Genomic DNA, 21,779 nt, shown 5'->3' on the forward strand with positions numbered 1-21,779 from the left:
TGTAAAATCTAGATTAAATATAATCCGCGATATCGTTAAAAGTCTGAAGACATGGAAATACTAAAAAAGCCTGATTTCCCAGGCTTCAGTTAAAGCATTCAAAGGCAAAGCCTCTCATTTACACCGCAATCAGCATTCCGCCTACCGCACCCGCGATTACCACGACCCAAGGCGGCAGTTTCCAAAAGACGAGCATAACGAACAAAACCGCTGCCAGGACAAAATCGGCAGAAGATAGGATCGCCGTCGTCCAAAGCGGATTATACAGCGCTGCAAGCAAAATGCCCACGACAGCTGCGTTGACTCCGGTCAGCGCGCCTTGAACTTTAGCGCTCTTCCGCAGCGTATTCCAGAAGGGCAGCGCTCCGACGATCAACAGGAAGGCTGGAAGAAAAATAGCCACCGTAGCAACGATTGCCCCTGTCACTCCGCTTATCATCGCTCCCAAATACCCGGCAAAGGTGAATAACGGGCCAGGTACTGCTTGCGCCGCACCATAACCTGCTAAGAAATCCGACTTGCTAATCCAGCCAGTCGGCACAACTTCGTTTTCAAGCATAGGCAGAACGACATGCCCACCGCCAAAAACAAGCGACCCTGACCGATAAAAGCTGTCGAATAAAGCCAGCCACTCTCCGGGAGCAAATTGCCGAAGCACAGGAAGCAGAATCAGGAGCCCGAAGAAGACCCCCAAACATAACACGGCAATGCTCCGGCTAATGGGAACGGGGAAATTCGATTCATTCGGAATCGACGTACTTTTATATAACAGCATGCCCACAATGCCTGCAATACCAATAAGGAGAACTTGGCTGAAAGGCGTTTGCCACAATACAGTAACAGCCGCTACAAGGACGGCGATCGTTGCTCTATTGCGGTCAGGCGCAAGTTTCTGTCCCATGCCAAGTATGGCTTGAGCGACGATAGCTACGGCGACGATTTTCAGCCCGTGAATCCAGCCTGCGCTGCCAATGTCGAATCCTTGCAGCAGAAAGGCGAATAACACCAGCGCAATTACCGATGGAAGTGTAAAACCAAGCCATGCTGTCAATCCGCCGAGCAGCCCGGCACGGATGACCCCAATGGCTATGCCAACCTGACTGCTGGCGGGACCGGGTAAGAATTGGCACAGTGCGACCAGATCCGCATAGCTTCTTTCGTCCATCCATTTACGGCGCCGTATGTATTCGTTATGAAAATAACCAAGATGAGCAATCGGCCCTCCGAATGAAGTGACACCCAATTTGGCAGATACAGCCAATATTTCGAGAAGAGCTCCCGGTTTTCTTGCGGGCTTAGGTTGGACAGCCGCATCAATTTTTTCCACGAATCGTCATACCTCCAGAACGTTTTCAATTGCACATAAAATAAACAAGCGGCTTCTTATTCATAATAACGAATCTTCTTTTGAGCGGCAAACATATAAAATTAACATAAAGCCTCCCCACCTGATTTAGACGGTAGGGAGGCACGGTGCCAGCGGCTTCGCTGGGAGTGATGAAAGTTGGCCTATTGTGCAAATTCACTGCGTAAACGTTCTTCAAAATATTCATCCATATACGTTTTAATGAATCCGTCGCGTTTTTCCGTATCTTCTTCCTTCTTGAAGATGCCGCTCCTTCTTAGCCGTTCTTGTTTCGGCTGTTGACTCCACGCGTCGCGGGCTTCCCTTTCAAGTGCGAGGTTGATTCTTCGAATGGTCAAATATTCGTTGGTTCTTTCGCTGCGCTCTTTCTCATGATCCGGCGCAGGGGGAATGAGCTTTTGTATTTCCTCGTTCTGCCGCTTCAGTTCTTCATAATGCAGAAGTTCGAGTTTCCTCTGATCTTCGTGCAGAACCTTCACTTCGGCCACAATTTCGCGCTGCCGGCGCTGTTCTTCCTCCTTATCGAGCGGTGCTGGCAGCATCGTTCTTAGCTCCTGGTTTTGGGTTAGCAGTTGCTTATTTTGGTGTGTCAGATCCGTTACAAGACTGCTTAAGTGGGAAACGCCTTCTATTAGAGGTTTCATTGCGGTATGAATGCGTTCTTCAAGCAGCACCGCAAGCCCTTCCTCAAACATCTGTTTCATCGCGTCGGAAGAACGTTCGGATACCGCTGGCGGAGCAGGAGGGACGACAGGAACGGGTAGCGTTCTTGTCGCGTTCTTGCGAACATGGGACATGGTTGAGCTTGCCGCTGTCTTCATGCTTTGACCAGCATCCAGACGCTGTTTTAAGATTTCAAATATATCAATATCGTGTTGCGTAAAAATCCGGTTGCCATTATCCTCTTTGCGGAATTTGTATCCTCTTGCCTCGAGAGCCATCGCATACTTGCGTAAGCTTGAATCGCTTACCCGAAGATGTTCGTGTACTTGTTTTGGACTATAAACCAGTTCTAAATCTAAATTCACCATCTGATCATCTCCTCATCATTTCCAAGGTTATAAGCTCCTAATAGTATTCTAGATTCATATAAATGAAATTACAGTCGAAACGAGAGTGTCGAAATCTGTGTTATTGAGTGACTTTGGGTTACTGCGCACAATCGCAATAAAGTCAGACTCTTGATTTAAGAGCATTTATCAACATATTCTCCGTATTATTTTAAGGGTTCTGTACCCTATCACTTATGGTAGGGTTGGCCAACCTTCCTTACTTGAACTTGAATAACTACTAATTAACCATTTGTTATCAATTAGCTCTAACGTGATGAAATCTGTATAGGCTTTCTGTTTATCTTTAACTTGAACTTTAACTTGTGCCTCCTTATGTAAAGGATCTAGTTCTTTGATCTTTTCTATTTGATATCCCGATATTTCACCGTAATAAAATCTGTAATTGGCAAGGCTACCGGCATTATTATTTTTCATAAATTCAGAAACACCGTCCATGCCTTTTGCGTAAACATCATAAAAATGACTCAGCGTTTCTTTAGGTACTCGATTCTTCATTGAGTTAGGATTGTCTTTCATGTCATACATAAACACGGAGATTGCCAGTATAACTAGGACACAAACAGATACAAGTATGATATTTTTTCGCATCGTTCTACTCCTTCCTCGTGCGGGAACTCCATTCCCTTATTTCGACGAAAAGAGGAATTTCGGGTGTCCAAGGGGAACGGCAGGGTCTTAATTCACCTAACTTCTAACGATCTGTTTCAGAATGGTAAAACAGCGGAACCTAGTTCCCTTTCCCCCGCCCAAAGGGCTGATTAGGGAGAAATAACGCCCTGAAGTTCCCCATATCCTCCTGCGGGGCGTAGAAACTAGCTGTTTCTGCTACTCTGCAGCATTTCTTTCCGTTCCGGGCAGACTAACGAACAGCAGGCAGCTGGAGATTGCTATAAATATTTCCCAAGAAATATTTATAGCAGGTACATGCTGGGTGCATGCCAGGATTTTACCAGGCTCATACCATCAGCATAGGACAATTCCGCCATAAAAACAAACAAGCAGACGCCTGGCGGCGCCTGCTCACTCTTTACATTATACACCTGCGCTCGCCTCCCGAGGCTAACGGCGCTTCCTATTGGCTACCGTGACAACAGCCCCCACTCCCGAGATGTTGGACGCCTCATCAAGCTATTGATAACGGCTACCGAAATTAAGAAAAGGGGGCTGTCTCCAAAGGCATGACTCTCATTTACGGACCTCACTGTCGTTATTTCCGATAAACGAGCTAATCTCATCAATAACGGACTCCAGTGTCGTTATTAGACCAATCGCCTGCATAAATACGCTCTGATCTCGTGAATAACTGCTTAAGTGTCCGTTAGAATTCATCATTGGCTGGAATCCTTTGAATAAAGCCTACACTGTCCGTTAGCACAAGCAACTCACAAGCAATTCGCCTAAACGCTATTTTACAATCCCCAAGACAAAGCCATCGTAACCTTTACTGCCAACAGTTTGAATAGCCGTTGCGGTAATCCTCGGTTCCTCAGCCAACAGATCATAGAACTGCCTTACTCCCTGCACGCGGGGATCTTCACTGCTTTCATTGATGATCTCGCCTTCGCGAATGACATTATCGCCGATAATGACAGTCCCAGGATGAGAGAAATGCAGCGCCCATTTTAAATAGTTGGGATTATTAGGTTTGTCTGCATCAATAAAAATCATATCAAAAGACTGGACGCCTTCCTCATCCATCAGCGCCAATTGTTCCAAAGCATCCCCTACCCTAAGCTCAACAATATCGCTCAGCTGTGCAAGGGACAGGTTCGCCGCTGCCACCCGGGCATGAATTGGGTCGAGTTCCAAAGTCACTAAACGTCCGCCGGAAGGCAATGCACGCGCCAACCAAATCGTACTGTATCCTCCCAGCGTCCCGATCTCCAGGATTCGTTTGGCGCCTTGCATTTGCGCTAATAAATTCAACAATTTGCCTTGAGCAGGTGTAACATCATATGCAGGCAGACCTGCTTGTTGATTCGCAAACAGCGCTTTTTCCAGTACAGCGTCGTGTGGAATTAGGCGCTCCGTAATATACTGATCTACTTTCTCCCAAGTGTTCGTTTGACTCATTCATCTCATTCCTCCTCTTTGCTCCTTACCTTCACCTCCATTGTATGACAGTCCAAATCATAAGAATAATATATCTTTTAAATTTATTTATACATATAATATATAAATAAGAAGCAAAGGGAGTATACAAGATGAATTTACATGCACTGCGTTTATTTCATACGGTTGCAACGACCGGAAGCGTGACGCGCGCTTCCGAACTTTTAAATATAAGTCAGCCCGCCATTACCGCTCAGATCAAAAAATTTGAGAAGGAAATGCTGCTCCCCCTGCTCAAACCTCAAGGAAGAGGAATCGCTCTTACGGATGCCGGCGAGGAACTTGCGTTGCTTGCCAAAAGGCTCTTCGCGGTTGAACAGCAAATCGAACAATTCGCCCACAATTACCGCAACGGGACGAACGGGTGCATTCGATTAGCCGCAACGTATTTACCCGCTCATTTCCTCATCCCCGCTTGGATAGCCAAGTTTAAGCAGCAGTATGAGCAAGTCGAAATGATCATCACCACAACCAATTCAAGCGATGCCCTCAAACAGCTCTTGCAAGTAGAGGTCGATATCGCCATTTATGGAGGGATCGCCGAGGCCTACCCGGATACGATTCAGACGGAAGAATTGTTCCAGGACGAGCTGTGGTTTGTCGTTGCTCCTCATCACAAATATGCGAATCAGCAAGTTACTCTGTCCGAGATGATGAAGGAACCTTTTGTCATGCGGGAAGAAGGAAGCTCAACGCGGGAAAGACTGTTATCCTTATGCCGGACCTACAATTCCTCCGTTCCCACCATTTCTTTGCAGTTTAACGGACTGCATGAAGCGATTACTGCGGTTATTGCCGGGTACGGTGCGAACTTCGTCTCGTCATTGGTTGTACGTGAATATGTCGAACGCGGAGAGCTGTGCCGTGTTTATGTGGAAGGCATCCATCTGAAAAATTCAATCGCCATCTGCACACGCAAAAATGAGCCCTTATCTGCTTCCACGATGAATCTTATCCGAATGATCCGCCAAAATCCCTATACCAAATCGTACTTATGAGCTGTAGCGCTTCATCGATGGCTTCATCCTTTAACCGATCCAGCCAAGCCATTTACGAAATATTTCTGGAACGTCAGATATACGATAAAAATAGGAACAATCGAAATCAACACAGCCGCATTCAAAAGCGTATAGTCTGTCATATGCTCTCCGCGAAATGCGAGCAGTCCTGTTGTAATCGTTTTCATACTATCTTTCGTAATAAAAATTTGCGCCAGCAAAAACTCGTTCCACGTTGCCATAAAGTCAAAAATGACGAGCGTCGCAATCGCAGGCATCGACAGCGGAAGGATAACTCTCATAAATTTGCCCAAATCCCCGCAACCGTCCATCAAAGCCGCCTCGTCAAGCTCCTTGGGAATCGTTCTAAAAAATCCCCGAAGGATCAGAATGCCGAATGGAATCCCAAAGCCTATGTAAATTAAAATGATCCCGGGGTATGTGCTGACCAAATGGGTTTTGTTCAAAAAGATATTGAGCGGCACAAGCGTCGCCTGGATCGGAATCATCATGCCTACCAGGAACAAAGTAAACATCGAGTTCCCCCATTTGAAATTCATTCGCGTCAGCGCAAAAGCCGCCAGCGCCTCGATCAAGATGCCCAGCGGCACTTTGACCATGCAAATGATGACTGTATTTTTCATATACATACTCATTCTGCCTTGATTCCACGCTTTTAGAAAGTTGTCCCAATGCACCTTCTGCGGCAATGAATAAACGGGGTGGCTCAACAAATCGGCGTTCGATTTGAGAGACGTGAATGCGATAAACATAATCGGAATCATAAAAAGAACGGCCAACACGATTAAAGCCGCGTATTTCAACACGCCGGAAACCGGGTGAACACCTGTTTCATTCATCTTTTAGATCACCGTCCTTCCGCCCATTATAAATGGGATTTCTTAGTTGTATAGTACACGTACGGGACAATAACAATCATAACCATAAATACAAGGAACCATGATATGGCCGATCCTGTCCCAATATTCGCAAATTTGAATGTCTGATAGTACATCCAAGAAGATAAAACTTGCGTACTTTCCGCAGGGCCGCCACCTGTCATCGCATAAATAATATCGTACACTTTCATGGCTGCAATCATCGTCGTCGCGATAACGATGACAAATGTTTCCTGCAGCAGCGGAATGGTTATGTAGAAGAAAGACTGGTATGGCTTGGCGCCATCGATAATAGCAGCCTCATAGGGTTCCTGCGAAATCGTAGACAACCCGGCCAAGAATAGAACCATCGGCTGCCCCACTCCTTGCCACAAAGCCGCAATGAAAACGGCGTACAAAGCAATCCTCGGCTCAGCTAACCAAGCGTGCGTCCAGCTCTCAAGCCCAATCGCCTCTAGTACTCTATTAATAAATCCTTGCGTAGGATTATATATCCAAGCCCATACCGTAGCGACTACGACACCGGAAAGCACATACGGAAAATAAAAGATAGCCCGGAACAAGGTTCGTCCCTTTATTTTTTTATTCAGCAGCAGGGCAAGCGATAATCCAAAGCTCAATGTGATGACCAGTGAACCGATCAGCCACTGCAAATTGTTTTTTAAAGCTCTTGGAAATACGGTATCCTTCGTAAATAAATCGATATAGTTAGCCAATCCGACGAAATCCTTGTGCGGCGCCACCCCGTTCCAACTAAAAAAGCTGAGAAATAGCGTATAGAGAGACGGCACGAAAATGACGGTTAAATAAATGGTTAGCGCAGGCAGCAGAAACAGCCATGGCTTTATGACTCTGTATCCCATCGTAGTCCTCCTTTCATAAGCGGCTGGAGCGATCAAGTCGATTGATCGCCCATCGCTCCGGCCAAGTCTCATCCCTTACTTCTTCTTGCTTTTGTAATCTGAAGCCGCTTTATCGATTTCTTGAGCCGCTTGCTGCGGCGTCCACTCCCCAAGTGCGATATGATCCTGCGCTTCAAATACTTTCTGAATCACCTGCTGCGGCAATGCCTGATCCATAATTAAGAAAGCCCCATCATTCGCGCTGTCTAACATTTCTTTCAAGTGAGGCGTCTTCTCGGATAGCTTCGTATTGAGCGTAGCCGGTGAACCGTACCCTTCAATGTACTTATTCACTACATTAACGCTGGTCAAATATTCCCCAAGCTTCACAGCAGCATCCTGCTTCGCTTTTTCCGACGATCCATTGATTTGGAACATTTCAGCGAATACCGATGGTCTCACCGGCTTTTGTTCGCTCGGGAATTTGAACACGCCAAACTGATTCGCGTCAAAGCCGTTGCTGTTGATGTTTCTGTCGAACCAAGTTCCTTCAATGATCAAACCGGCTTTTTGCTGATAAAAGACGGAGTCTGCTTCCTGAGGATCAAGCGATACATAACCTTTCGGGAAATAGCCTTTATCCGTATATTCCTTCAGTTTTTCGAAGGTTTTGACAACAGCCGGATCGTTCCAGGAGGCCGTCAAATTGCTTAATTTATCGTGAAGCTCCGGACCGGCGAAATGTTCGAGAAGCGCCTCGGTTAAGCGCATGGTATGCCAACCGCCTTTGCTTCCGAAAGATAACGGGGTAACGCCGCTGTCCTTTAAGGTTTGCAACTGTGCCTCGAAGTCAGCGAACTTCGCAGGCGGCGTTAGTTTGGCTTTGTCGTATACGCCCTTCGGATACCACATCCCGAGCACGTTCAAATGGATCGGAATTCCGGACAATTTTCCGCCGTAAGTGGACATATCCAATGCTGCTTTGTTGTAGATTTCCGAATATTTATGATCTTGGGCGATTTGATTCAAATCAAGCGTTAGCCCATTCTCCGGGTAGAAGGAACCCAATGATCCGCCCCAGGTAAACCACATATCAGGCAGCGTCTTGGAATTGGCGGCCAGCTTCAAATTCTCTTTAATCGGATCAACGGAATATTTGCTGACTTGCACATCGATATTCGCATTCTCCTTTTTGAAATCATCGACTGCATTTTGAATCCATTCCCAGCCGGTATCCAGTGTCCACAGGGTAATAGTGACCTTTTGCGCTGTCTTTTGACCGCTGTTCGCCGTCGTCGAAGCGGTTTCACTGCTGCCGCCTGAACTGCAACCCGCCACGATACCGCCAACAAGCATGACACTCATAAGTAAGGAAGCTGCTTTTTTCATCTGTTATCCCCCTAAATGGTTTCTATTTTCTTGATCATCAAAGCCTGATACGGTTTAGCCGGCAGATCAACCCGGCAGTCTCCTGCAAATTCTCCGTCAAGCTGCGTTACCGTCATATTCCACGTATCGATCAGCGTAATTCCGAACCTCTGTCCTTCCGGAAGATTCAACGTTCGAAACGCTGGACGGCTCTGCCCAAAATACACCAGATAAAACTGTTGATGTATGCCGCCGGCAGCGGCGTCCCACTTGAAATTAACCGGAGTTTCTCCGAGTTGAGGCATGTCCGCCATCAGATTTCGCAGAAACTGAATACGGCCCGGACTTTGTCCGTGAAGCTCCCCACCATGCGACCACCAAATGAGGTTGTCGGGATGTACGTACGTTTCTCCGTGTGTCACATAGCCCCCGAAAGCCATTCCTCTCCAAAAGCATTCTGTCATGACTTCCGCCGTTATATTGCCCCAGCCGTGATTCAAGTCGCCTTCATACCGGCATTCATCGACAATAATCGGCTTACGGTACTGCTCCCGCCACTCAGGGACGAAGTTCAAATCATGGTGCTGGATGCTGGCATGCGTGACCCATGGTTTGCTGTGGTCGTACCAATGCTCATTGCTTCTGTAATGAATCTCCGGGTTGTGCCAATTGTGAATAGAGCGCAGGTGCTGATACGAATCGCGATCTTGAATGATTTGGAAAAACCGGTTCCAATCGCTCATCGATTTCTCACGCATCAGGTCAAACTCGTTGGCGAGCGACCACCAAATATTTCGAAAAGAGGACAGCCTGGCAATGGCATATTGCAAGTACAAATCGTCCGTTTCCGTGCTCATTTTAGAAAATCCCCAGCGGTCATACGGGTGAAATAAGATAAGATCCGCTTCAATTCCGAGATCCTGCAGCTGCCCAATACGCCGCTCCAGATGCTGCCAAAAGGCAGGCGCAAATGTAGTGAAATGCCAGCCTTCATCCTTGGAGCCTTCAAAGGGATATAACTCCGGCTCATTCAGGTTGTAATCATAATGCTTCGGAAACACACACATCCGTATTTTATTAAAAGGAGATTGACGCAAACTGGCGAGCGTTTGCTCCTCCAACTGTTCTCCTTGATGATTCCATACATAGCACGTTGTACCGAAAGGTTGATACGGCGTGCCATCCGCATAGGCAAAATGATAAATGTTATCTACCCTGACCGGACCGTGATTGCCCGGCGCCGGTTCCACACAGTTCAAATAACCTGAGATTGCATCTAATTCTGTCCTATTGCTAACGGTTTCAAAAGACCATTTACCCAAAGTATCCGGCATGAAACGAACGCAATATTCGTCGTTGCCGTCATAGAAGCCATCCACTTCTACCAGTCGATCTCCATTTCGGAATCGCGCAGCGAAGCGAACTTCAGTGAACGGATTGCCTATCGTCTCCGGGCCTTTGCATCGATATTCAAATCTCCCCCACTGTTCTGTTTCAAAAGCATTTTGCAGTTGTTTCGACATGAAAGCCTGCTCCCTTCGTATTTTCTTACTGCTTATTGTAAGGCTGTCGGGGGACTCTCAGTAGTAGCCGGAACTGCACTTTACTTTTCAAATATGTCGCTTTATTTTCAGAAAACAGCTAGCGGTATCTCTTCTATAGATGGTTTTTGACATTTCCTATGTTTTTTTGTTTATAGGTAAATGTAAACGATAAAAATCCCTATTGCGCATATTCCGCCAAGCAATAGGGAGAGTCTCTTTATTGATTCCTATATTCGAGAGGAGGAATGCCGAATCGTTCTTTGAACAGTTTACTGAAATAGTGCGGATTCATATACCCGATATCGGCAGCAATTTCATAGACTTTCTTATTCGTTTGACGAAGCAATTTTTGCGCATACTCCAGCTTGTTCCGTATCACGTAGTCGCTGAAATTTTCGCCTACTTCCTTCAGGAATACCCGGCTTAAATAGCCTGAACTTACGTGTATATCCGCTGCAACTTTTATTAATGTAATGTCCTCCAATAAACACCTGTCGACCATTTCCTTCGCCATCCGGACAATTAAATTGTCACTTTGCTTATTAACAGGAAGACGAAGCAGCGACTCCATATATGCTCTGGGCAGATCAGTGATATGCTCATAGGGCGAGCTTATGGAATAAACGATGGATACGCTCAACAAATCGAGCAGTTTCTGCCTAAGCGCTTCCAAATATTTGGCTCTTTCCACCTCTTTGATTGCTGCGGCATGCGGCGAAACCGGCGCGATCCAAATGATTTCACGGTAGTGTCGATGAAAGACAACGCCTCCCCAATCTTTCGTGACAATTTCGTCGATCATATAAAGCAGAGACATAAACCGCAAATGCTCCGCATCGGCAGCATCCGTCATCGCATCTTCCCTTTTACGAATGACCGTCAACCAATAGCCCCGCTTATCCTCGTATAGCTCAAATTCACTTATCACCGGGCTTTGGGGGAAGGTGTATACGTCTAACAGCGATAACAAATATTGATTTCTGTCATCCTCCGTGACATAAGGCTGTTTGGCTGCCTGTACGGTCTCCTCTAGCGTAGTTACGGTCTTTCGGAGCACTTCGGCGATTTCTTCCTCATCCATCGTCGGCTTATGCAAAAAATCGATGGCCCCCAGACGAATCGCTTCCTTCGCATACGAGAAATCATCATAGCTGCTCAGGAAAATAATGGGGACGAGGGGATGGCGCAGCTTAATTTGTCTGGCAAGCTCCAAGCCATCCATGCCGGGCATTCGTATATCCGTTACGACAAAATGAATCTCGCCGGATTCCATGACTCGCAGCGCTTCTTCCCCGTTCGAGGCTTCTGCTTTCCAATACACGCCAAGGCTTTCCCAGTTCACCATATACCGGAGTCCCACCCGGACAATGGATTCATCTTCTACTACGAGCATATTCCACATGCTCGAACCCCTCCTATCCAATGGGCTGATACGGCAAATTTAAACGGACATGCGTGAATCCTTCCTTGCGTTTCACTGTCAATCCGTACTCATCGCCGAAGCGAAGCCGGATGCGATCGCGGACGTTGCGCAAACCGATATGCGTGGAGTCTTCATAGCTTTGATGCTCATCCAATTGCTTCAGGGATTCACCTTGAAATCCTATGCCATCGTCGCGAATCTCAATCATTAGCGTATGATCGTTTTCACTGAGCTTGGCAGCGACAGTAACATGCAGCATCCGTTCCAAACCGCTCGCTCCATGGAAAATCGCATTTTCCAAGAGCGGCTGGAGCAGCATCGGCGGCACAGCCGCATTCTGAATGTTATCCGCAATGTGCCATTCCATCTCGAACACATTCGTATATCTCAAATCCATCAAGCGGGAATAGTCCTTCAACAGCTTAATCTCCTCCGCTAAGGAGACTAGCTCCGCATCTAACTTCATATTCGCATGCAGCAGCTTGTTCAGCGAATGAATGAGCTTCGCAATTTGATTCGATTGCTGAAGAATCGCGAGCATCCTGATGGAATTTAACGTGTTATACAGAAAATGGGGCTGAATCCGCGCTCGGAGCGCATACAGCTCCGCATTCCTTTTTTGCCGTTCCTTTTCTTCAATCGATTGAATTAATTCGTCCAAGCGCAGCACCATTCTCCCGTAGCTATTCTGCAGCTGACCGATTTCGTCTCCCCGGTCTAGAAGCGAGCCCGGAACCGAGAATTTGCCCCGCTCCACATCCCGCATGGAGCGAATCAGCCTGGAGATCGGCTTGGATAGCCCTCTGGACAAGAGCCACGATACCGCCGCCGCCGCAAAGCCCATAACAATCGCAATAGCAAACGTGTAATTGCGAATGGCACGGCTGCCTTGCAGCATCTCATCGCGGTTCACACCCATATATACTTTCCAGCCCAAATATTTGCTTTGCAGGTATACGCCGCTAAACGTTTTGCCGTTTGCATCCGCTGAAACACTCGTTTCCCAGGTTCCGCTCTGCTGGTCGACACCGATAGAGCGAAGCCGCTCCGCCAGCTTTTCATCGGATGTATAGATCAGGTTCCGTTCTTGATCCATCACGGTTACTTGAACATCCTTGAGTTCCAGGGAATTAACGATATGCGTAATAAAATCCGGCAGCACATAAAAGGCGATCACAGCTAGCGGTTGAGAGTCCTCATCCACAATCAATCGAGCGCCTATGATGGCTTGAAAAGGTTCTTTGAATTGCTTGATTTCTTTTATCCCTGTGACGACAAAGCCGCCTTTTTTCTCCATCACCTGCTTGTACCACGCAGATTCCCGCTCCCGATCCTCCGGATTGATCGTGGGATTGCCGCTGATCAAATAACCGTTCTCCGAACCGTTCATGCCATACACCATCAATCCCTTAATCGAGGAATGAATCGACGGGTAGGCGCTCATTAATCGAATGAGCGTTTTCTGGGCGTCTCTTTCTGCCGCCCCCCACCGGTCCGGCGACATATAGGGCTTATTCAGAAAACTGAACGTTTCCGGTATAAAATAGGGCAGCATGGAAAATCGGTCAAAATCATTAATTTGACGTTCGATGGATGTGTTCAGCTGAGCAAGTATGACGTTCAAATCCTGCTCCGTTTGATCATGAAGCATGACTGCCGATTTTTGATACGCCGTTATCCCAATCAGCAGAGACGGAATAATACTGAGAAGAAGGAACATGACGAATAACTTTTTCTGAAACCTTATATTTCTCCAGCCCGACATCGCAACACCTCATCTTCATGCTAGTACAGTTCGATTTCGACATTCGATTTCCTGCCTGCCTTTGACCTTCTCGGACGGAGAATACTCTCTGTTGCTCCTCAGATCCTCTGGCGTTAAGCGAGCGGGAACTATGATCCGCTATTTTCCAGAAACTCAATACTTCAACAAAATAGAGGGAACTGTGGTCCTCTATTTCATTAAATCCAGGCGAATTTAGTCAATTTAGCGCGAATAAGACCCTGTAGTTCCGTTAGACGCATGAAACCGAGGATTTAGCTCAAATAGCGACCTCTAGTTCCCTCTCACACTGCACAAAGACGCAAACTATGCTCTAAACAAAAAAAGCCCTCCCAAAAGCAGAACAATTCTACTTTCGGGACTGCCTGAAAATGATCCATGCAACTGCGCGCCGAGGATTATCGCGCTATTTTCGGAAGAAACACCTTTTTGATCGCATCGGCAAGTCTTTCCTTATTAAAGGGTTTGACGAGAAAGTCCTTAGCACCTGCTTGAATCGAATCCACGACCAGCTTCTGCTGCCCCATTGCCGAACACATAATGACTTTGGCTTGCGGATCGAATTGTTTAATTTCAATAAGCGCCGCAATGCCATCCATCTCAGGCATCGTGATATCCAATGTGACTACATCCGGTTTGAATCTCTTGTACATCTGTACGGCTTCAAGGCCGTTCCTACCTTCGCCTACGATCTCGTACTCCATGTCCATAAGCATATCCTTCAGCATTGCCCTCATAAAAGCCGCATCATCAACAATCAAAATTCTTTCCTTCACCGTTCACCATCTCCCTTTTTAGAAAAGTGACAGCTCTTAACTGAAAATAGGACAGATCCTGATGATCTGTCCTATTCATGCTGCCTTTTTCATCTCATTCGATTGTCCTCGTTGGGTTTCCGATATCACGACCCATAATATGACAAATTACTCATTGACTTACATGTTATCATACGTGTCTCTCAAGATTCTCTCAAGACTATCGACACATTCCAATGTTCTCTTGAACGCACGAAGGGGCCCTCCCGAAGCAGAATAATCTACTTTCAGGAAAGCCCCTTCGTCTTCATGCAACCTATAAATACGCGGACACTCTATCTCTCATTGCTTTGGGCAACTCGACGCCCAGTTCTTGCCGGTAGAGCGCATCAAAGCTGCTAAAGTGCTTGAGTGCTCGCTCCGGCCTGCCGCTGGAAGCGTAGACATCCATTAGCAATTGATTCATGTCCTCATCCAGCGGATAGATGGACAAATACACATCCATCCGTTGTTCCGCCTTGCTCCATGCCTGATCGGCCATATCCCGGCTGGCCAAGCTTCTCAGAAGAGCCGAATACTGCTTGGCATAGCCTTCCTCCAGCTGAGACTTCCACAGATAATCTTTTCGTTCTAAAAGAGATCCGCGGTACAGCGAGCATGCGCGTTCCGCTTGAGCGTAATCGTGCGATCCTTCCCGCAGCGCGGTTTGAAATTCCATTAAATCATAACGAACTTGCAAGGGCTCCAGCATATAGCCATCATTCGTTTTCACGATATCCATGCCAATCTCTTGTTCTTTGAGCAGCTTTTTCAGACGATAAATCGTATTGTGCAAGTTATGAGAGCCTCTGTCCTCCGGCATATCCGGCCACAGCATATCAGCCAGCTGCCACTTGCTGATATCTTGTTTCGGATGGCACAGGAAATAAGCAAACAATTCCTCCGTCTTTCGCGTCGGCCAACGGACAACCGTACCATCCGGACTCCTGACATCGAAGCCCCCAAGACAACGAACCAGCGCCCCGCGATCTTGTTTATCCTCCGCTGCGGCGGGCTGCTTTAGCTTAAGCAGGCGCTGGGTCAACCGTTCGATAGCAGCCGGAGTGACCGGCTTTAGCAAATAATCGAACGCATAAACTTTGAATGCATCCACCGCATAATCTTTATGAGCCGTCGTAAACACGACCCTCGTATGCTCTGAGATTTCATTCAATCGCTGAGCGAGTTCAAGTCCGTTCATCTTGGGCATTTCCACATCCAGGAACGCAATGTCTGGCTGCAGCTCCGGCAGCCGTTCAAGCGCCTCAAGCCCATTGCTGAAAGCCCCGACAATGTCATAATGGCCGTTGCGCCCGATGATGACTTTCATCAGCTCGAGAATCGGCTTTTCATCTTCGACAATGATCACTTTAAACAATTTCAGCCCCCCTTTCTTCCATAGCGGTATATTCCGTAGATGTAAACGGCAAATACATCACAACTTTCGTTCCGCGTCCCAACTCGGAGCTTACCGTTACGGTTGCGCCCGGAATGGCATCCAACCGCTTGCGGATGTTTGAAATGCCAATCCCGCCCGTACTTGACCTTCCGCTGGCGATCCGGTAAAGCAAATCGTCGGGAATCCCCACGCCATCGTCATGAACGGACACCTGCAAATAGCGATCCCCTTCCTGAATGGATAACGTGACGGTGCCATGCCCGTCTTTTTCGAACAAGCCGTGACGAATTGCATTTTCGATAAACGGCTGAATGCATAAGGATGGAATAGAAATATCCTTCAGATTGTCGTCCACATAATAAATCACATCGAACCGTTCGCCGAATCGCGCTTTCTCAATCTCGACATAGGCGTCAATCAACTCCAGCTCACGCCCTAAACTGACGTATAACTCATTCCGGTCCATGTCCAAAATATAGCGTAAATACTGGCTGAGCTTCGACAACAAATAGGCGGCCTTCTCCCCATCCGTATAACAAAATGAAATGACGCTGCTCAGTGCATTATACAGAAAATGCGGCTTAATCTGAGCCTGATGGAAAGCAAGCTCGCTCAGTATCGCCTCTTGAATGGACGTCTTCATAGCAATCAGCGTATGAATGCGGGCAAGCAGCGTTTCCGCTTCAAACGGCTTCGTCAAGTAATCGTTAGCCCCTGCCCTGAAGCCGAGAGCGATATCTTGCGGCGTATCCTTGGCGGTCGCGAACAAGATCGGCAAGTCAAGAATGGAGTGATGCGCGCGCAGCAAACGACACAACTCTATGCCGGATATCCCAGGCATCATAACATCGAGAATCACTAAGTCTATCTGCGGATATTCCTTGATTTTGGCCAACGCTTCCTTGGCCGAGAAGGCTGTAACCACATTGTACCGGGATCTTTTTAAAATGTTCAGCAATGTATAGATGTTCGAAGCTTCGTCATCTACAATCAAAATCGTAGACGCATGCTCTTCCAGTATGTCCAGCGTATCGCGGCTCTGAACGATTCTGCCTGAGTCTGCGTTCATGTCCGAATCGGAAGTTCCCTCGTATAACGGCGCTCGCTCATCGGCGCTGGGCAGCGAAAAAGTCATCCGCGTTCCCTGACCCGCCTCCGACCACTCGACTCCGATTTGCCCTCCCATGCGTTCGACGAGCTTCCGGCTTATGTACAGCCCAACCCCCATGCCGGTGTACCCGTCATCCGGCAAAACTTGATCAAGTCGTTCGAAATACCCGAATATTTCCGAGTGCCTGTCGCGGGGAATACCGGTCCCCGTGTCCTCGACCGAAACCGATACGACTCCCTTGCTCACACTCGCTGTAATGACGATGCTTCCTTGATTCGTATGTTTGATAGAATTATGAATCAGATTGTACATAATTTGACGCAATCGATTCTCGTCCGCTTCGGCCCATACATTCGGAGGAACCTGATTATCCAGCCGAACGGCTTTGCCGGCGAGCTCAAATTGCAAAACATCGAATACGATCTGCGTGACTGTCCTTACATCCACAACGGTCATATGCAATCGAAGCTCGCCATGCTTTAGTCGAGTGACGTCAATCAGATCGCGCATCAGCATCGAGAGCTTGATCGAAGTATCTTTGATCAGCCATAGGCTTTGCTTTTGCTTGGAAGATAAATTATGTTCATCGTCATCAAGCAAATGGGAGGTAATGTTCATAATCCCGTGAAGCGGAGTTTTGACCTCATGGGAGGTGTGCATCAAAAACTCGTCTTTCCGTTGGTTGGAGACCATCAGTTGATGTGTCAGCAGCTCATTCTTTTCGTAGGCGTTTTTAAAACGTACGGCCAGCAAAATGTTCATTAAGGTAATGAAACAAATAACCCCTGCTTTGCTCAAGAGATCGGAAGCAACCGCGTTTTCCGCATAAAGCGAACCGTCGATCAAAAACAGTAACAAAGAAACAATCGCAGCAATGAACAGCAGGATTTCTTTCCTTTCGGAAGAGCCTCTCTGACTGCGCAAGTACAAATGAACCATTCTGGTCAGGATATAGAGCGGAACAAGTCCAATGTAGACAAAAAAGGCATATCTGACTTCATTGTAAAGTGAATAAGGCAGAATGAAAATGACCGCTACATACATCACAATCGGCGAGATTAGCCACAGCATCTTTCGTCGTGGGATCAGCCGGTTGTCCAAGGAACAGAAAAACAAAATACTTAAGAGCGAGCTTGCGAATTGGCTTACATCCAACGCTTTGTAAACAATATCGAAGGGAATGCCCGGCATGAGCCGCTGGAAAATCTTTTCGCCAAACAGCAATTGAATAACGGAGAGGGAAAACAAATACAGCCCGCTGAGCAGATAGGTTTTCTCCTGCCGGCGCAGTAAATAGAAGCTAATGTGGTACGTTCCGAACATGACCAATATAAAAATAGCCGCCATATCGCTGCCGATCAGTATGTTATCCAGCTGGGCAATCTCCTTATGCCCTCCGAACTGGATCGAGTTGACGATCCCCCCGGTGAAAAATTCATAGTTGGACACTTGAATAATTACTTCAATTTCTTTGGCATCGGTATGAAAAAATGCGCTGTACGGCGTATTGCCGGGAGCATGAGCTTCTTTCGCCTCGGCCGGACGGCCGCTCTCTCCCTGCAGCTGCCCGTCGATATACAGGCGGTGCGACATCCGGATGCTTCTCAATTTCATGCCATAGATCTCGTCGCCGTTCGCATGAACAAGCACCTTGAGACGGTAGGTTCCATAACCTTTCCTGCTCATGCCTCCATCCTTATTCTTCCCCTTCCAAGTACCGGGTACGACTAAATACGCCGCCTTCGGTCCAGGTTCGGCACGAAAGTCTGCCGGCTCCAGAAGCTTTCCTTCGTAGAACTCCCACTCTCCATCCAAGGAGACCAATCCCTGTCTATGAAAATCCCAGCTTGTTAAATCCAACACGCCATGTTTCGCGAACTGTGTCGCCTTATTCGGAGTACCTTGGGCATATATGCCTATGAATAAGAGAACAGAGAGAGAGAAAACAACGGCGAGAGCAATGAGCTGGCGAAGCTTGTACATGAAGACTCCCTCTTTCTCATTAAATAACCTGTAAGACTTCTTATCCTATCATTTCATACTCCCAAAAAACTCACAAGCCTTGACAAGGATCACGGTAGCGAATACAATTCATTTGGTAATGATAATCGTTCTCACAATAATTTTGGAGGTTAGAGTATCCATGGAATTAAGAACTAGGAATGGAGTACGCAATCTTGGGGGAAGACTGCTCGTTCTAATCATGGCGTGCATGCTCATTCTTGTCGGTTGTGGACAACAAACAGCAACTAAGACCGCTGATAAAGCGGCAAATAATGAGGCTAAAGCGTCAGCGTCGCCAAGTGCTCCCGTTGAATACACGGTTAAGCACGCTATGGGCGAAACTAAAATTACAGGAACGCCCAAGAAAATCGTCGTTCTGACGAATGAAGGAACGGAAGCCGTGCTGAGCTTAGGCATCAAGCCTGTTGGCGCCGTGAAATCTTTTACAAGCACCGGGGACTGGTATGATCATATCAAATCGGATATGACGGACGTAAAAGTCGTAGGAGACGAGAATCAGCCGAACCTCGAGCTCATTGCCTCCTTAAAGCCGGATCTCATTCTCGGCAATAAATTGCGACAAGAGAAAGTTTATCCGCAATTGTCAGCGATTGCCCCAACGGTATTTTCCGAAAAGCTCATGGGCGACTGGCAAGTCAATTACCAACTGTATGCCGAAGCTTTGAATAAAAAGGCGGAAGGCGACAAAATCATTGGCAATTTTGAAAAGCGAATTTCCGATTTCAAACAAAAAGCCGGAGACAAACTCAATACGAAAGTATCCATCGTTCGCTTCATGCCGGGCAAAGTGCGAATTTATATGAAAGACACGTTCTCTGGCGTCATGTTAAAAAAGCTTGGATTCCAGCGCCCTGCTTCGCAGGATCAAGATAAGTTCGCCGACGATGTGCAGAAGGAACGCATTCCGGATATGAACGGCGACATGCTGTTCTATTTCACCTACGAGAACGATAAAGGCGAAGGAAACAAAATCGAGCAGGAGTGGATGAATGATCCGCTGTGGAAAAACATCGACGTCGTGAAAAAAGGAAATGTACATAAGGTTAGCGACGCCGTTTGGAATACGGCAGGAGGCATTAAAGCCGCTAACCTGCTGCTTGACGATTTGGAAACTTATTTCTTGCAAAAATAAAAAAATGACTCGGGGAACCAATTCCCCGGGTCATTTTTTTATTTAAGAAATCGCCTGCTGCTTGCGCAAGGCGGATCGAAGGTATCCGAGCGCACATACAATGGACAGAATGACAATAAGCGTTAGTCCCCAATAAACATTGCTGTAAGCATGTGCCAGAGGAAGATCCTTTTGCCAAACAAGGGCACTGGCTGTCGCGGCTACCCCGAATGCGCCGCTGAAAAATTGCAAGAGCTGAAACAGCCCAAGTCCCGAGGCAATCTGCGCAGGGAGAAGCAATCTCGACATTTCATTCGATATACTGCTCGTTAAGATCGTGTAACTGACGCTCATCAACATATAGATGAACATGATCGAGAAAAATGAGGTGCCCTCAAACAAGGCAAAGAGGATAACCGAAGCCAGAAGAAGCAATGGCGTATACCGGATAATGGAGCTATTCCCGCGCGTATCAATGATGCGCCCCACTTGACGTGAAATAACCATCGCTAAGAAGGATCCTGGGAAAATCACCAAACCGGCTTGGATTGCACTCAGGTGATACTGTTTTACAAGAATTTGAGGCATGAGGAACAAGGTGGCAAAGCTGCATAAATACGCTGCGATACCCACGGCTCCTAGAATGAGAAATGAACGGTTGGCAAATAATGACGGAAGTACAAAAGGATCTTTTGCAGAGCGAATGCGAACTATAAATAAAGCTATCGAAACAAGTCCGGCCAGGAGCGCTATCCACGAATGATTCGTTAAATATAAAAGAAGTCCTGTAGTGCCTATACCGATGAATAGTGCGCCTATCACGTCGAAAGAACCTTTGCGCGGCTCTTCTTTAGGAATGAACATGACATAAAGAGGCACTAACAGCAAAGTGACTGCCGTTATGATAAACAAAAGATGCCAGCCCAGAAATTCCACGATAAATCCGCCTACAACAGGACCGAAGCCAAGTCCGAAAGCGACCGAAGACATAATCATAGCCATCGCTTTCCCGCGGCGTGCCATCGGTATATAACGGGATATTAAGACTAAAGACAATGCAGGGATCGAGCCCGCTCCCGAAGCTTGCACAATGCGGACGATGAGCAGTACCGCAAAGCTGTTGCTGAATAGTCCGGCAATAGCGCCGAGGCTCAGCGACAAAATTCCGATAATGAACAATCTTCGTATCGGAACGAAATCAGCAAGCCGGCTGTACGTAATGGATGAGATCGCGAATACAATCGAGTAGCCCGTAACAATCCACGAAGTCGATGATGCGGATAGTTGGAAAGCTTTGGCCACATCCGGCAATGCTAAATTAAACATCATAGTATTCATGATGACGAGTACGATCGTTACGCCAAGCAATAGGAGAACAACTCCTTCTTTCATTACGCTTCCCTCTTGCGCATGATTTGAAACGTTCATTTTTTTCATAGCAGTTGTTCGCCTCCGCTTTAATTTCTAAAATTCGATAATTATCGAACAATAGAATAATAACATGGGTTATGCTATAATTCAATCATAAACTTAAAAAAAGTAAGGGGGGGCCCTTCATGAAATTTTTATATCATCCAGACCGTGCAGATATTCATTTGTCCACCGTTTTATATGCGTTAAGCGATCCCGTGCGTTTGTTAATTGTTTCAGAACTTCGTGATGTGAGCGAACGGGCTTGCGGAGATTTCGAAGTGCCTGTTGTCAAATCGACCATGTCCCATCATGCGCGCACGTTAAGAGAGGCCGGCGTGGTGAAAGTTCGCGTTCAAGGAACCCTGCGACTTATATCCTTGCGAACAGAGGATCTGGAAGAGCGCTTCCCGGGATTGCTTTCATCCATACTGTCTGCTTACGATGCTTCCGACGAGAAAAAAAAGCTTCTTCATCCAGATACTGTGAAATAATTGGACAACAGTAAAAATCCGTATTCC

At 47.0% G+C, this 21,779-nt stretch carries 18 protein-coding genes; 3 read left to right on the forward strand and 15 right to left on the reverse strand.

From position 1 onward, the window contains the following. Positions 1 to 118: 118 nt before the first annotated feature. From AC3WRW_RS02400 to AC3WRW_RS02420, 5 genes are all read right to left on the reverse strand, one after another. Complete coding sequence (locus tag AC3WRW_RS02400) at positions 119 to 1,327, reverse strand: chromate transporter (RefSeq protein WP_492544631.1); 1,209 nt, start codon at positions 1,325 to 1,327, stop codon at positions 119 to 121. A 182-nt stretch (positions 1,328 to 1,509) separates the two neighbouring features. Further along, entirely contained in the window at positions 1,510 to 2,397 is an 888-nt protein-coding gene (locus tag AC3WRW_RS02405; protein WP_492544632.1) for a hypothetical protein, read from the reverse strand. Positions 2,398 to 2,610: 213 nt separating this feature from the next. Next, on the reverse strand, positions 2,611 to 3,027 hold the full coding sequence (locus AC3WRW_RS02410) for a hypothetical protein (RefSeq protein ID WP_492544634.1): 417 nt from the start codon (positions 3,025 to 3,027) through the stop codon (positions 2,611 to 2,613). A gap of 597 nt (positions 3,028 to 3,624) precedes the next feature. Continuing rightward, positions 3,625 to 3,771 carry a hypothetical protein gene (locus AC3WRW_RS02415; RefSeq protein ID WP_492544636.1) on the reverse strand — a complete coding sequence of 49 codons (147 nt, stop codon included), beginning with the start codon at positions 3,769 to 3,771 and terminating at the stop codon, positions 3,625 to 3,627. A gap of 72 nt (positions 3,772 to 3,843) precedes the next feature. Then, positions 3,844 to 4,512, reverse strand: a complete 669-nt coding sequence (locus AC3WRW_RS02420; protein WP_492544637.1) for an O-methyltransferase — start codon at positions 4,510 to 4,512, stop codon at positions 3,844 to 3,846. 131 nt (positions 4,513 to 4,643) lie between these two features. On the opposite strand from AC3WRW_RS02420, the gene AC3WRW_RS02425 reads away from it, so the two are divergent. Continuing rightward, on the forward strand, positions 4,644 to 5,549 hold the full coding sequence (locus tag AC3WRW_RS02425) for a LysR substrate-binding domain-containing protein (protein WP_492544639.1): 906 nt from the start codon (positions 4,644 to 4,646) through the stop codon (positions 5,547 to 5,549). Positions 5,550 to 5,572: 23 nt separating this feature from the next. On the opposite strand, the gene AC3WRW_RS02430 is transcribed toward AC3WRW_RS02425, so the two are convergent. The 9 genes from AC3WRW_RS02430 to AC3WRW_RS02470 all read right to left on the reverse strand — a co-directional run bounded on the left by AC3WRW_RS02430 (position 5,573) and on the right by AC3WRW_RS02470 (position 18,695). Beyond that, positions 5,573 to 6,409 (reverse strand): carbohydrate ABC transporter permease, encoded by an 837-nt coding sequence (locus AC3WRW_RS02430; RefSeq protein ID WP_492544641.1) that lies wholly within the window; start codon positions 6,407 to 6,409, stop codon positions 5,573 to 5,575. A 26-nt stretch (positions 6,410 to 6,435) separates the two neighbouring features. Next, the gene (locus tag AC3WRW_RS02435) at positions 6,436 to 7,311 is read right to left on the reverse strand and encodes a carbohydrate ABC transporter permease (protein ID WP_492544642.1); all 876 of its coding nucleotides are present in this window, start codon (positions 7,309 to 7,311) and stop codon (positions 6,436 to 6,438) included. A 75-nt stretch (positions 7,312 to 7,386) separates the two neighbouring features. Beyond that, a complete protein-coding gene (locus AC3WRW_RS02440) occupies positions 7,387 to 8,679 on the reverse strand; it encodes an ABC transporter substrate-binding protein (protein WP_492544644.1) in 1,293 nt (430 codons plus the stop codon). A gap of 11 nt (positions 8,680 to 8,690) precedes the next feature. Beyond that, on the reverse strand, positions 8,691 to 10,181 hold the full coding sequence (locus AC3WRW_RS02445; protein WP_492544645.1) for a DUF5605 domain-containing protein: 1,491 nt from the start codon (positions 10,179 to 10,181) through the stop codon (positions 8,691 to 8,693). Positions 10,182 to 10,419: 238 nt separating this feature from the next. Further along, positions 10,420 to 11,604, reverse strand: coding sequence for a response regulator transcription factor (locus AC3WRW_RS02450; protein ID WP_492544647.1), 1,185 nt, complete (start codon positions 11,602 to 11,604; stop codon positions 10,420 to 10,422). 13 nt (positions 11,605 to 11,617) lie between these two features. Beyond that, complete coding sequence (locus AC3WRW_RS02455; RefSeq protein ID WP_492544648.1) at positions 11,618 to 13,390, reverse strand: cache domain-containing sensor histidine kinase; 1,773 nt, start codon at positions 13,388 to 13,390, stop codon at positions 11,618 to 11,620. Between the two features lie 416 nt (positions 13,391 to 13,806). Then, positions 13,807 to 14,184: a response regulator gene (locus AC3WRW_RS02460; protein WP_492544650.1), complete on the reverse strand. Its 378-nt coding sequence runs from the start codon at positions 14,182 to 14,184 to the stop codon at positions 13,807 to 13,809. A gap of 295 nt (positions 14,185 to 14,479) precedes the next feature. Beyond that, on the reverse strand, positions 14,480 to 15,571 hold the full coding sequence (locus AC3WRW_RS02465; protein ID WP_492544701.1) for a response regulator: 1,092 nt from the start codon (positions 15,569 to 15,571) through the stop codon (positions 14,480 to 14,482). A 1-nt stretch (position 15,572) separates the two neighbouring features. Next, positions 15,573 to 18,695 carry a hybrid sensor histidine kinase/response regulator gene (locus AC3WRW_RS02470; protein WP_492544651.1) on the reverse strand — a complete coding sequence of 1,041 codons (3,123 nt, stop codon included), beginning with the start codon at positions 18,693 to 18,695 and terminating at the stop codon, positions 15,573 to 15,575. 160 nt (positions 18,696 to 18,855) lie between these two features. Here AC3WRW_RS02470 and AC3WRW_RS02475 point away from each other — a divergent pair, with 160 nt between their 5' ends. After that, positions 18,856 to 19,869: an ABC transporter substrate-binding protein gene (locus tag AC3WRW_RS02475; RefSeq protein ID WP_492544653.1), complete on the forward strand. Its 1,014-nt coding sequence runs from the start codon at positions 18,856 to 18,858 to the stop codon at positions 19,867 to 19,869. Between the two features lie 42 nt (positions 19,870 to 19,911). Here the strand turns inward: AC3WRW_RS02475 and AC3WRW_RS02480 are convergent, their stop codons facing one another. After that, a complete protein-coding gene (locus tag AC3WRW_RS02480) occupies positions 19,912 to 21,285 on the reverse strand; it encodes an MFS transporter (protein ID WP_492544655.1) in 1,374 nt (457 codons plus the stop codon). A 119-nt stretch (positions 21,286 to 21,404) separates the two neighbouring features. Here AC3WRW_RS02480 and AC3WRW_RS02485 point away from each other — a divergent pair, with 119 nt between their 5' ends. Further along, on the forward strand, positions 21,405 to 21,752 hold the full coding sequence (locus AC3WRW_RS02485) for an ArsR/SmtB family transcription factor (RefSeq protein ID WP_492544657.1): 348 nt from the start codon (positions 21,405 to 21,407) through the stop codon (positions 21,750 to 21,752). The last annotated feature ends 27 nt before the right edge of the window (positions 21,753 to 21,779 follow it).

Source organism: Paenibacillus sp. FW126-R14 (genome assembly GCF_058789495.1).